This window comes from Buchnera aphidicola (Takecallis arundicolens), assembly GCF_964058945.1.
GTDB lineage: Bacteria > Pseudomonadota > Gammaproteobacteria > Enterobacterales > Enterobacteriaceae > Buchnera_L > Buchnera_L aphidicola_AH.
In genome coordinates, this window is the sequence record NZ_OZ060369.1 from 73,100 (window position 1) to 86,320 (window position 13,221).

The 13,221-nt window shown below is 26.0% G+C and carries 13 protein-coding genes; 11 read left to right on the plus strand and 2 right to left on the minus strand.

Features of this window, described 5'->3' with window-relative positions; all coding sequences use genetic code 11:
* Window positions 1-13: 13 nt before the first annotated feature.
* Window positions 14-1,141 carry a succinyl-diaminopimelate desuccinylase gene (gene dapE, locus AB4W50_RS00365; RefSeq protein WP_367677191.1) on the plus strand — a complete coding sequence of 376 codons (1,128 nt, stop codon included), beginning with the start codon at window positions 14-16 and terminating at the stop codon, window positions 1,139-1,141.
* Between the two features lie 96 nt (window positions 1,142-1,237).
* On the opposite strand, the gene dapA is transcribed toward dapE, so the two are convergent.
* Complete coding sequence (gene dapA / locus AB4W50_RS00370) at window positions 1,238-2,119, minus strand: 4-hydroxy-tetrahydrodipicolinate synthase (protein WP_367677192.1); 882 nt, start codon at window positions 2,117-2,119, stop codon at window positions 1,238-1,240.
* A gap of 432 nt (window positions 2,120-2,551) precedes the next feature.
* Window positions 2,552-3,628, minus strand: a complete 1,077-nt coding sequence (gene aroC, locus AB4W50_RS00375; RefSeq protein ID WP_367677193.1) for a chorismate synthase — start codon at window positions 3,626-3,628, stop codon at window positions 2,552-2,554.
* Between the two features lie 254 nt (window positions 3,629-3,882).
* Between aroC and smrB the strand changes: the two genes are divergently transcribed.
* The 10 genes from smrB to gndA all read left to right on the plus strand — a co-directional run bounded on the left by smrB (window position 3,883) and on the right by gndA (window position 13,171).
* Window positions 3,883-4,413: an endonuclease SmrB gene (smrB, locus tag AB4W50_RS00380; protein WP_367677194.1), complete on the plus strand. Its 531-nt coding sequence runs from the start codon at window positions 3,883-3,885 to the stop codon at window positions 4,411-4,413.
* Between the two features lie 199 nt (window positions 4,414-4,612).
* Window positions 4,613-5,512: an ATP phosphoribosyltransferase gene (gene hisG / locus AB4W50_RS00385; protein ID WP_367677195.1), complete on the plus strand. Its 900-nt coding sequence runs from the start codon at window positions 4,613-4,615 to the stop codon at window positions 5,510-5,512.
* Window positions 5,513-5,517: 5 nt separating this feature from the next.
* Window positions 5,518-6,831: a histidinol dehydrogenase gene (hisD, locus tag AB4W50_RS00390; RefSeq protein WP_367677196.1), complete on the plus strand. Its 1,314-nt coding sequence runs from the start codon at window positions 5,518-5,520 to the stop codon at window positions 6,829-6,831.
* Window positions 6,821-7,891 carry a histidinol-phosphate transaminase gene (gene hisC, locus AB4W50_RS00395; RefSeq protein ID WP_367677197.1) on the plus strand — a complete coding sequence of 357 codons (1,071 nt, stop codon included), beginning with the start codon at window positions 6,821-6,823 and terminating at the stop codon, window positions 7,889-7,891. Before hisD ends, hisC begins: the two co-directional genes overlap by 11 nt.
* Window positions 7,892-7,917: 26 nt before the next feature.
* Window positions 7,918-8,985, plus strand: a complete 1,068-nt coding sequence (gene hisB / locus AB4W50_RS00400) for a bifunctional histidinol-phosphatase/imidazoleglycerol-phosphate dehydratase HisB (RefSeq protein ID WP_367677198.1) — start codon at window positions 7,918-7,920, stop codon at window positions 8,983-8,985.
* Between the two features lies 1 nt (window position 8,986).
* Window positions 8,987-9,577: an imidazole glycerol phosphate synthase subunit HisH gene (gene hisH, locus AB4W50_RS00405; RefSeq protein WP_367677199.1), complete on the plus strand. Its 591-nt coding sequence runs from the start codon at window positions 8,987-8,989 to the stop codon at window positions 9,575-9,577.
* Window positions 9,578-9,580: 3 nt separating this feature from the next.
* Window positions 9,581-10,333 (plus strand): 1-(5-phosphoribosyl)-5-[(5-phosphoribosylamino)methylideneamino] imidazole-4-carboxamide isomerase, encoded by a 753-nt coding sequence (locus tag AB4W50_RS00410; protein ID WP_367677200.1) that lies wholly within the window; start codon window positions 9,581-9,583, stop codon window positions 10,331-10,333.
* Window positions 10,297-11,073 (plus strand): imidazole glycerol phosphate synthase subunit HisF, encoded by a 777-nt coding sequence (gene hisF / locus AB4W50_RS00415; RefSeq protein WP_367677201.1) that lies wholly within the window; start codon window positions 10,297-10,299, stop codon window positions 11,071-11,073. The genes AB4W50_RS00410 and hisF overlap by 37 nt, the downstream gene beginning before the upstream one ends.
* The gene (gene hisIE / locus AB4W50_RS00420) at window positions 11,067-11,684 is read left to right on the plus strand and encodes a bifunctional phosphoribosyl-AMP cyclohydrolase/phosphoribosyl-ATP diphosphatase HisIE (protein ID WP_367677202.1); all 618 of its coding nucleotides are present in this window, start codon (window positions 11,067-11,069) and stop codon (window positions 11,682-11,684) included. The genes hisF and hisIE overlap by 7 nt, the downstream gene beginning before the upstream one ends.
* 92 nt (window positions 11,685-11,776) lie before the next feature.
* Complete coding sequence (gndA, locus tag AB4W50_RS00425; protein ID WP_367677203.1) at window positions 11,777-13,171, plus strand: NADP-dependent phosphogluconate dehydrogenase; 1,395 nt, start codon at window positions 11,777-11,779, stop codon at window positions 13,169-13,171.
* The last annotated feature ends 50 nt before the right edge of the window (window positions 13,172-13,221 follow it).

Here is a 13,221-nt window from a genome sequence, read left to right on the forward strand (position 1 = left end):
TCAGTGTAATCGTATGTATTGTCCAATTGTTTTTTTAGCAAAAGAATTAGTATCTATACCTTCAATTAGCCCATCAGATTTTGAGTGTCAGAATATTATTGCTATGAGGTTGTTAGCTTTAGGTTTTAATGTTATGTTGTTCAAAAATAAACATACAAGTAATTTATGGGCTTATCGGGGTATAGGATTAATTTTCTCTTTTGCTGGACATACAGATGTTGTTCCTGCAGGAACGTTAATGAATTGGAAAACTCCTCCATTTAGACCCGTGATAAAAGATGGGATATTATTTGGCAGGGGTACATCAGATATGAAAGGTGCATTAGCAGCTATGATTATAGCTGCTGAACGATTTATATTATCTAAAAATAATTACTTAGGTCAGTTATCTTTTTTAATTACTTCTGATGAAGAATCCTCTGCAAAAGATGGTACCATTCGTTTAGTAGAATATTTAAAATCTATTGGTAATTATATTAAATATTGTATTATTGGTGAACCTACAAGTAGCCATATTATTGGAGATACAATTAAAATAGGTCGTAGAGGATCTTTGCATGCTAATATATGTATTTATGGTATACAGGGTCATATAGCATATCCCAAATTTGCTGTTAATCCGATTCATAATGCTGCACCTTTTATCAATTCTTTCATTAATAAAAAATGGACTACTGGTAATAAATATTTTATACCGACAAGTATGCAAATTTCTGATGTATATTCTGGAAATAATAGTGAAAATATTATTCCTGGACAGTTTCATATCCGTTGTAATTTTAGATTTGGAACTGATATTTCCAATAAAAAAATTCAATTTGAATTAAATAATTTATTAAAACAGTTTAATTTTAAGTATACTGTAAAATGGAGATTGTCTGGTGTACCGTATTTAACTCATGCAAATACTTTAGTGGATATTGTTAAAAAATCAATTTACAATATTCATATTGTTTCCATTTCTTTATCAACAGATGGTGGTATTTCTGATGGCCGTTTTTTAAAGTTAATTAGTTCGCAATTAATTGAAATCGGTTTAAAAAATAATACTATACATCAAGTAAACGAACATGTTAAAATACAGGATTTGCAAATTTTAAGTTTAATATATTTAGATATTATAAAAAAAATACTTATTTAAAATAGTATATATTATTTATTCAGAGTATCATTATGATACTCTGTATTTTCACGATATTATTAATAATATTACTTTATATTGATTATTTTTTAAATATTACGGTATAATATCTGCTTGTTTTAGTGCTTTTTGTAATATTATTTGTGTATTTTTTGATAATGGTGTTAATGGTAATCTTAATGTGTTATGTTGAATCATTTTTAGTTTCCAAGCAGCCCATTTTATTGGTATTGGATTTGGATCTAAAAATAATGCTTGATGTATTGGCATTAATTTTTGATTAATTATTCTGGCACTAATAAAATCGTTTTTTAGTGCTAAGAAACACATTTTAGACATTTCTTGTGCTGCAATATTTGCAGTAACTGATATCACTCCATCACCTCCAAGTTGCATAAAGTCTAAAGCAGTAATATCATCACCACTAATAATTAAGAAATTTTTTTTAACGTGATTTTTAATTTTATGGATTCTTGTTAAATCTCCAGTAGCTTCTTTTATACCAATGATATTATTGAATTTCGATAATTTAACTACAGTATCAGGTAGCATATCACAACCAGTTCTACTGGGTACATTATATAAAATTTGAGGAATATCTGTATTTTCTGAAATTGCTTTAAAATGTTGATATAATCCATTTTGAGTTGGTTTATTATAGTATGGTACTACACTTAAGCAACCACAAATACCTGAATTTTCTAGTTTTTTTGTTAATGTAATAGCTTCATATGTTGAATTAGCTCCAGTACCAGCAATGATCGGTATTTTACCATCTGCAAATTCTACAGTTGATAATATAGTATAATGATGTTCTTTTTGATTTAATGTGGCAGATTCACCAGTTGTTCCAACTGAAACAATAGCTGTGGTATGGTTATGAATATGATATTGTACAAGTTTTTTAAGACTATTACAACAAATTTTTCCTTTTTCGGTCATGGGTGTAATTATTGCAACAATACTACCTTTAAACATATTTTTTTCTCCGATAAAATTGATTATATTTTTGTATCGTATTATATTAATCAATTTTTTTGGATGATATATTACTGAAAAATGAGAGATTTATGGATATGATTTTTAATAATGTACTAAATTTATATTTTGTAAATTTTTTTTATTTATTTAATTATATAATTGATAAAAATACTTAATTAAAATTGCGATAATATTCATATGTCTTTTTTTGAAAATATATTGTATAACGTATATACTTATTAATAATAAGTATTATTTTCATATGTTTTATTGATATTAGATAATATAAAATACTATACTTATTTTAATAATATGATCAATATAAATTATTAAATATTAAAATTACTGTTTTATTAATATGAATATATTTATACTACTAAAATATTAGTAGTATAATGGTGTAATTATTGACGATACAAATAAAGTATTTTAATATATATTTTCTATTTTTCCACATTGTGCTTGAAATCTTAATATATGATCCATAATAACGATAGCTGTCATTGCTTCTGCTATTGGTACTGCTCGAATACCTACACATGGATCGTGTCTACCTTTCACTTGAATATATGTATTTTTATTATCTTGTGTTATTGTTTGAATTGGAATATTAATACTTGACGTTGGTTTTAATGCAATTTTTGCAAGGATTGGTTGTCCATTACTTATACCACCTAATATACCTCCAGCATGATTACTTAAAAATCCTTTTTGTGTTATTGCATCACGATTTTCACTACCTAATTGACTTATTACGGAAAATCCATCACCTATTTCAATTCCTTTAACTGCATTAATACTCATTAATGCATGAGCTAAATCGGCATCTAATCGGTCAAATACTGGTTCGCCTAATCCTATTGGTACATTTTCAGATATTATTGTTATTTCTGCTCCTATAGAGTTTCCATTTTTTTTTAATTGCTTAATTTTTTTTTTTAATAAATTAATTTTATCAATATCACCACAAAAAAAAGGGTTGTTGTTAACTTCTTCCCAAGAATTTAATTGACACTTTATCTTTCCTAATTGCGATAAATATCCTCTAATATTGATATTATATATATTTTTTAAATATTGTTTAGCAAATGCTCCTGCTGCTACTCGCATTGCTGTTTCTCGAGCTGAAGATCGTCCACCTCCTCTATGATCACGTATTCCATATTTTTTATAGTATGTATAATCAGCATGTCCTGGCCTAAATATGTGTTGTATAGTATCATAATCTTGTGAACGTTGATCAAGATTATTAATTGTTAATCCAATGCTTGTTCCTGTTGTTATATCATTAAATATTCCAGATAGGATATTAACTTTATCGGTTTCACGGCGTTGTGTAGTATATTGTGAAGATCCTGGTTTTCTACGATTTAATTCATTTTGTATATATGTTTTTGATATTTTTATTCCTGGAGGCATTCCATCGATAATACATCCCAGAGCAACACCATGGGATTCACCAAAAGTATGTACTTTGAAGATTTTACCAATTGTATTACCTGGCATATTTTATCTCCGTTTGATTTTTTAAAAAAAATGATTTTTTATATTATATGTTTTAAATGTATATATTTTTAATTCGTTGTTTGATGTGATATAGAATATATTTAATTATTCTCATTATATGAATAAAATATTTTTTAAAATCATTTGTTATATAAAACGAATAAATATTTTATTTCGATAATTATAAAAAAATTTATCACTAATAATATTAATTAAAACATTTTTAAGATAGAAATATTTTTGGAAATCTGACAATGAAAAGAATTCAATTTTCGAATTTTAAAGATTCATCCTATTTTTTTGAAGAAATGAAAAATGTTAAAAAAATGAAACAAGATACTGTATTTCATAAAAAATTATATAAAACAAATAATCAATATTCTGAAAAACGTGATTTATGTAACCAAGATGCACATATTCAATTTTTTAATTCTTATGTTCCAAAAAAAATAATTTATAAAAATCCTGTTGCATATGTTCGTGAAAAAATTTTAATTACTGAGTTAAATAAATTAAAAAATAAAGTTTATATTCCGGAAATTTATATCGATTGCCATGGTTTAAATCAATATCAGGCAAAACAGGAATTAGGTAAGTTAATTTTTACATGTTTTAAAGAAAAAATATTTTGTTTTGCAGTAATACATGGTCATGGTAAAAATATTTTAAAAAATTATATTCCTATTTGGTTGTCAAAACATCCAGATGTACTTGCTTTTTATCAATTACCTAAAACATTTGGAAAAAATACTACATTATTTGTTTTAATGGATTATAAAAAATGATAATTATCGATAGTATCATTTTCATAATCAATATATACTAGTTTTTTTATAATAAACAACTACACTTATGATAATATTGTATACTGCATGTTATTAAATACAAACATTCAAGTATAAAAAATTATTTTTAATTTATTTCATATATTAAGAAAAAGTTAAAAATATTCAGTATTTTCGGTAATGTTAGCAAGGTAAATTCATGTTTAATAAAAATAGATTACGTATTGCTATACAAAAGTCTGGTCGTTTAAGTAAAGAGTCTATCAAATTATTAACACAATGTGGCATAAAAATTAATTTCAAACAACAGCAATTAATTTCTTTTGCTGAAAATATGCCTATTGATGTTGTTCGAGTACGAGATGATGATATTCCTGGTTTAGTTATGGATCAGGTCGTGGATTTAGGTATTATTGGTGAAAATGTTATAGAAGAAGAATCATTATGTCGAAATATTAAACCATATGAGTTATTATATAAGATTATACAACGTTTAGATTTTGGTTCTTGTCGATTATCTTTAGCAATACCAATTAATCAAGAATATGTAGATATTCAATCACTTAATAATGCTCGTATTGCCACTTCTTATCCCTGTTTACTAAAAAAGTATCTTGAAAATAAAGATGTAAATTTTAATTTTTTTATGTTAAATGGTTCTGTAGAAGTTGCTCCAAGTGCTGGTTTAGCTGATGCAATTTGTGATTTAGTATCAACCGGAGCAACATTAGAAGCAAATGGTTTAAAGGAAGTAGAGGTGATTTATTCTTCTACAGCATGTCTAGTGTCTCGTTTAGGACACATATCTGATTTGAAAAAAACATTGATTAATAAATTGATTACTCGTATTCAAGGTGTTATTAAAGCTAGAGAATCTAAATATATTATGTTACATGCTCCATATTCTAAACTACAATCTGTAATATCTTTATTACATGGTGCAGAGCATCCAACAGTATCTAAATTAGCAGGTGAGACAGATAAAGTAGCTATACATATGGTAAGTAGTGAAACGGTATTTTGGGAAACTATGGAGAAATTAAAAATTTTAGGTGCTAGTTCAATTTTAGTTTTACCAATTGAAAAAATGATGGAATAAAAAATATGCTTGTATTTAATGAAATATTTCATTGGAATAAACTAGATCAAAAAGAAAGAGACAGTATATTATTAAGGCCAAATATTATTGCATCTAGTGATTTAAAAAAAAAAATCAGATTGATTTTAAATGATATTAGAAATTTTGGAGATTTTGCGTTACGTAAATATACTAAAAAATTTGATAAAATAGATTTAAAAAAATTTTTTATAGAAAAAGAACGAATGAATAATTCAGAATATTTTATAGATAAAACTTTAAAAAATGCTATTTTAAATGCAAAGAAAAATATTGAATTATTTCATGATCAACAAAAAATGAAATGTATTGATTTATATACTCAAATTGGTGTTCGATGTCAGCAGATTTTTACTCCAATAGAATCAGTTGGATTATATGTCCCTGGAGGATCTGCTCCTTTATTATCTACTGCATTAATGTTATCAATACCTGCTTCTATCGCAGGATGTAAAAATATTATTTTATGTTCACCTCCTCCTATTACAAATGAAATTTTATATATCGCTAAGATTTGTAATGTTAATCATGTTTTTGAAGTAGGAGGAGCACAAGCTATTGCAGCTCTTGGATTTGGTACTGAGACTATTCCAAAAGTTAATAAAATATTTGGACCAGGTAATTTGTATGTGACTGAGGCGAAAATACAATTAAATCAATTATTGCCGGGTTTAGCAATTGATATGATTGCTGGTCCTTCAGAGTTATTAATTATTGCAGATGAAACTGCAGATCCTGCGTTTGTTGCATCGGATATATTATCTCAATCGGAGCATGGTATTGATTCACAAGTTATTGTTTTATCTGATAGTCTTGGTTTACTAAAAAATATTTTGTTACACATAGATAAGCAGTTACCGTATTTATCAAGAAAAGATATTATTTTTAAGTCATTGAAAAATAATAAATTTATTTTAACAAAAAATATATTAGAATGCATTCAGATATCGAATATATATGCTCCAGAGCACTTAATTATTCAAACAAAATCTGCTAAAAATTTAGTACATAATATTACGAATGCCGGTTCTATATTTTTAGGTAAATGGTCTCCTGAATCTATAGGGGATTATGCTTCAGGAACTAACCATGTTTTACCAACTAACGGTAATGCTATTTCTACATCAGGATTAGGTGTAATAGATTTTCAGAAGAAAATTACTGTTCAAGAATTAACACCATTTGGATTAAAAAATATTTCTAAGGTAGTTGAAATATTAGCACTTTCGGAAAAGATGGATGCTCACGCAAATGCTGTGATAATACGATGTAATGCTATTAAGGATAAATATGGAAAATAATATTCAGAAATTGTCTAGAAAAGATATTATTTTTTTGAAAGCATATCAATCAGCACGATCTATTGGAGGTATAGGACATACTTTATTAAATGCAAATGAACTACCAATGTCAAGCTTATATAACCTTACAAATATAACTTTAAATCGTTATCCGGAATGTCAGCCTAAAAAATTAATTTTTCATTATTCTGCTTATGTCAATCTTGCATTAGAAAATATTTTAGTTAGTCGTGGTTCTGATGAAGCAATTGAATTACTTATGCGTGTTTTTTGTTTGCCGAATAAAGATTCAATTATAACATTTTCACCGACTTATACAATGTATGCTAAAATTGCAGAAATATATGGTATTAAAAATATTATTATTCCAATGATTAATAATATGATTTTAGATATACCTAAAATAATAAAATTACTCCATGGAGTAAAATTAATATATATTTGTCGTCCAAATAATCCTACAGGACATATTTTTAATATTGATAGCATAATTCAAATATTAAAGATTACTATTGGTAAAGCAATAGTTATTATTGATGAAGCATATATTGAATTTTGTATGTCTGAAAATACTATTTTTTTATTAAAAAGTTTTTCACATTTAGTAATTTTAAGAACGTTATCTAAAGCTTTTGGTTTAGCTGGTCTTCGGTGTGGGTTTACTTTAGCTCATAAGGATATAATTAAATTATTAAGAAAAGTTATTACACCATATCCTCTTCCAATTCCATCAATTAATATTGCAATACAGGCATTATTACCTTCTGCAATTGTTAGTATGCAAAATAAAGTTTTAGAAATACAAAAAAATAAAAAATTTTTATTAAAAAATTTAAAAAAAAACGATTTAGTAAAATATATTTTCCATAGTGAGACTAATTATATTTTAGTAAAATTTTATAATGCTAAAAATATATTTGATATATTATGGAATCAGGGTATTATTTTAAGACAGCAAAATCACGAATCGAATTTAAGAGACTGTATTCGAATATCAGTTGGGACTAAAACAGAGTGTTTGTGTTTAATTAGTGCGTTGAAAAGTATATCATTAAATTAATATTATTGTTTTGAAGGAAGGTTATAGTGCAAGAAAAAATATTGTTTATTGATCGTGATGGAACGTTAATTCACGAACCTACTGATAATTTTCAAGTTGATCATATACATAAGCTAATATTTGAACCTTGTGTAATTATAGTGTTAAAGAAGTTAATTGCATTAAATTTTAAATTAGTTATGATTACTAATCAAGATGGATTATATACTACTAGTTTGCCATATGATGAATTTATTATACCTCATAAGTTTATGGTTGATATATTTGCATCACAAGGAATATCTTTTGATTATATATTAATATGTCCACATTTCGAACATGATGCATGTAATTGTCGGAAACCTAATCTTGAATTAGTTGAACCTTGGTTAATTAGAAAATCTTTGAATAAAAAAAATTGTTATGTTATTGGAGATAGAAAAACAGATGTTGAATTAGCAAATAAAATGGGTATTCAAGGTATTTTATATAATAAAAATAGTTTAGATTGGAATTGTATTTATAATATTATTACTAATAATAGTCGATATTATCATAGTATACGAAATACAACGGAGACTAAAATAAGAATTGAATTATGGTTAGATAAATCTGGTACTAGTAATATCCATACTGGTATTAATTTTTTTGATCATATGTTAGAACAAATTGCAATTCACAGTAATATTTTGATGAATATTGATGTTCAAGGCGATATTGAAGTTGATGATCATCATATTATAGAAGATACTGGTATTGTTTTAGGACAGACATTTTTAAAATGTTTAGGCGACAAAATAGGAATTAGTAGATTTGGTTTTTATGTACCTATGGATGAAAGTACAGGATATTGTTTATTAGATATTTCTGGACGTCCATATTTAAAATTTATAGGAACATTTAATCGTCAATTTGTCGGTGATTTTAGTACAGATATGGTTGAACATTTTTTTAGATCTTTATCTTATTCCATGAAAAGTACGATTCATTTAGTTAGTTCAGGTACAAATGATCATCATAAAATTGAAAGTTTGTTTAAAGCATTTGCTAGGTCTTTAAAACAAGCAGTAAGTATTTCAGGTACTACATTACCTACTTCAAAAGGAATCTTGTAAAATGAATATAGTAATTTTAGATACAAATTGTGCTAATTTGTTATCTTTGAAATTATCTATTAAAAAATTAGGTTATCAACCTATTATTACTACTAATAGTGATATTATTAAAAATGCTGATAAATTATTTATACCTGGAGTAGGTAGTGCATCAGAAATTATGAAGCAGTTATTTATGAGTAATTTAATTCAAGTAATCAAAAGTATTTCATGCCCAACATTAGGAATATGCTTAGGTATGCAAGTATTTTCATCTTTTAGTTCGGAATCTAATGGAGTTAAAATGCTTGATATTATTAATACACCTGTTACTTTATTAAATACGCAAACATTACCATTACCTCATACAGGATGGAATCAAATTTTTTTTAATCAACATCATCCATTATTACATAATATTAAAACAGGTTCATGGTTTTATTTTATTCATAGTTATGCTTTTCCTGTAAATAAGTATACTATTGCTTATACTGAGTATAATATGCAATTTAGTTCAGTTATTCAAAAAAATAATTTTTTTGGCGTGCAATTTCATCCGGAAAAATCTGGTTCATTAGGTTCGAAATTATTATTCAACTTTTTAGAGATGTAATATATGATTATTCCAGCAATAGATATCTTAAATGGTAAAATAGTGCGATTATATCAAGGAAATTATAATTTAGTACAATATTATGATCATAATATATATAATTTGATAGAACAATATTTGTTACATGGAGCTAGTATTATTCACATAGTTGATTTAGAATCTGCTCGTGCAGATAATCATGATAGAAATAAAATTTTTAATAAAATTGTTAATACGTTTGGTAATTACATACAATTTGCTGGGGGTATTCGTTCTGAAAAAGATATAGAATATTTACTATTACATGGAGTAAAGCGTATTGTATTGGGGACTGCAATAATTAATCAAGTTGATCAAGTTAAGAATTGGATTAAATATTATGGTAGTGAATATATCGTTGCTGCTTTAGATGTCAATATTAAAAATAATATTAATAGTATTTGTATTCATGGGTGGAAGAAAGATACTAAATTATGTTTAGAAGATGTTTTAGAGAATTTGTCTACTATGGGAATTAAGTATGTATTATGTACAGATATATCAAAAGATGGTACTTTATTAGGTCCAAATATTACATTGTATAATAGTCTTATACAACAATTTCCTAAAATTTTTTTTCAATCTTCTGGTGGTGTTTGTTCATTAAATGACATTATAAAATTAAAAGAAATAGGAGTAAATGACATAATTTTAGGAAAAAGTTTATTAGAAAATAAATTTACTCTTTTGGAGGCAATACAATGTTGGCAAAAAGGATTATCCCCTGCCTTGATGTAAAAGAAGGTTATGTTGTGAAAGGAATACAGTTTCGTGATCATATTATTATTGGTAATATTGTTGATCTTGCAAAAAAATATGCGCAAGATGGTGCGGATGAGTTAGTTTTTTATGATATTCAAGCATCAACAGATCGTGGTTTGGTGAATAAAAAGTGGATATCTGAAATTGCAGAAGTAATTGATATTCCATTTTGTGTTGCTGGAGGAATTCGGAATATTCAAGATGTAAAGGATATTTTATGTGCTGGAGCTGATAAAATTTCAATTAATACTCCTGCAATCAATGATCCTAGTTTAATTTCACGTATTGCCGATCAATTTGGATCACAATGTGTTGTAGTAGGTATAGATTCTTGGTTTGACCAAAGTACGAAAAGATATTTAGTATATCAATATACTGGTCGTTCAGAATATACTAAAAAAACGTGTTGGGATACTCTAACATGGGTTAAAGAAGTTCAAAAAAAAGGAGCTGGAGAAATTGTATTAAATATGATGAATCAAGATGGTATGTGTTATGGATATGATTTACATCAACTAAAAATTGTTAAAAAAGTATGTCATGTTCCATTAATTGCATCTGGTGGAGCTGGTATTATGGAGGATTTTTTACATGTATTTCAAGATACTAATGTTGATGGAGCATTAGCGGCATCTGTATTTCATAAAAATATTTTTAGTATTCAACAATTAAAAAATTTTTTAATACAACAAGGGATAAACATTCGATTATGTTAAATCATAAACAATTGTTTAGTATCAATTGGAAAAAAGTTAATGGATTAATTCCGTGTATCATACAAAATATTTTTTCTTCTGAAATATTAATGCATGGTTATATGAATCAAGATGCGTTAAATATTACACAAAGAAATAAAATAGTAACGTTTTATTCTAGAACTAAAAAAAGATTATGGACAAAAGGTGAAATATCTGGAAATTTTTTAAAAGTAATAGATATAACTCTTGATTGCGATCAAGATAGTATATTGATTTTAGTGAATCCAATAGGAAAAACATGTCATCTAAAAAATTCTAGTTGTTTTAATGGTAAAAATACAAGTTATACGGATTTTTTTTATTTAGAGAAAATTATTAAAAAAAAAAAGTTTTTTAATATAAGTGAATCATATACTACACAATTACATCATCAGGGTATTAATAGAATTGCTCAAAAGGTAGGAGAAGAAGCAGTTGAAACAGTTATTGCAGCTATTAATAACAATAGAGAAGATTTAATTAATGAATCTTCTGACTTAATATATCATTTATTGGTATTACTACATAATCGGAATTTACATTTTATCAATATTATACATAATTTAAATCTTCGTAAAAAAGCATCATGAAAATAAATATATTTTAATTAATATAATTTTTATTTTTGTATATTATATTTCATAAAATGGTTTAATTGTATGGTTATTTGGAGTTGTAAAATATGAATAAAAATGATGTTGGAGTAGTTGGAATGGCTGTTATGGGCCGTAATTTAGCCTTGAATATTGCAAGTCATGATTATAACGTTTCTATTTTTAATCGTACTGCAAAAAAAACAAAAGATGTCATATCTAATCATCCCAATAATGTCTTTCCTTATTTTTTTATTGCAGAATTTATAAATTCTTTAAAAAGACCAAGATGTATTATATTAATGGTGCAAGCAGGTAATTCTACAGATAGTGTGATTAATTCTCTTGTTCCTCATTTAGATTCTGGTGATGTTATTATTGATGGTGGAAATTCATTTTATAAAGATACAATTAAACGATATCATGAGTTATTAAAAAACAATATTCATTTTATTGGAGCAGGAATATCAGGTGGAGAATATGGTGCATTAACTGGTCCTGCAATTATGCCTGGTGGATCAATACAAGCATATAAAATTATTGAGCCTATTTTTCATTCTATAGCATCAAAATTTAAAGATGAATCGTGTGTTTCATATATTGGTCCTGATGGTTCTGGTCATTATGTAAAAATGGTACATAATGGTATTGAATATGCTGATATGCAGTTAATTTCAGAAACTTATTCTATATTAAAATATATTTTACATTTAAGTAATGCAGAAATTTCTGAAGTTTTCAATCACTGGAATCAAGGTGAATTAAGTAGTTATTTACTTGATATTACTAAAAATATTTTATTAAAAAAAGATGGTAATAACGATTTAATAGATTGTATTTTAGATGCTGCTGTTAGTAAAGGGACGGGAAAATGGACATGTCAAGATGCTTTGAATTTAGAAGAATCATTAACCGTTATTACTAACTCTGTTTTTGCAAGATATCTATCATCATTAAAATCACAGCGCGTGTTAGCTTCAAAAATATTACTAGGTCCAAAAGTTATGCCTATTGTCCATAATAAAAGTGATTTTATAGAAAAATTAAGACAATCTTTATATTTAGGAAAAATTATATCATATGCTCAAGGATTTTCACAATTAGGAAGTGCTTCTAAAAAGTATTACTGGAATTTAAAATGTGGTTCGATTGCAAAAATTTTTCGTTCAGGTTGCATTATTCAATCATCTTGTTTAAATAAAATTGTTGAAATATATCAATATGATGATATAATTATTAATTTATTATTATCACCTTATTTTCAGAATATTTCTAATCAATATCATAATTCGTTACGTGAAACTGTATCTTATGTAATTCAGCAAGGTATTTCGATTCCAGCTTTTTCTTCTGCAATTACTTATTATGATGGTTATCGATCAAAAAATTCTACGGCGAATTTAATACAAGCCCAAAGGGATTATTTTGGAGCGCATACTTATAAACGATGTGATAAGTCAGGTTTTTATCATACAAATTGGTAAGTTAATTTTTTAGAATACATTACGGTATATATATAATTCTTAAATAGATT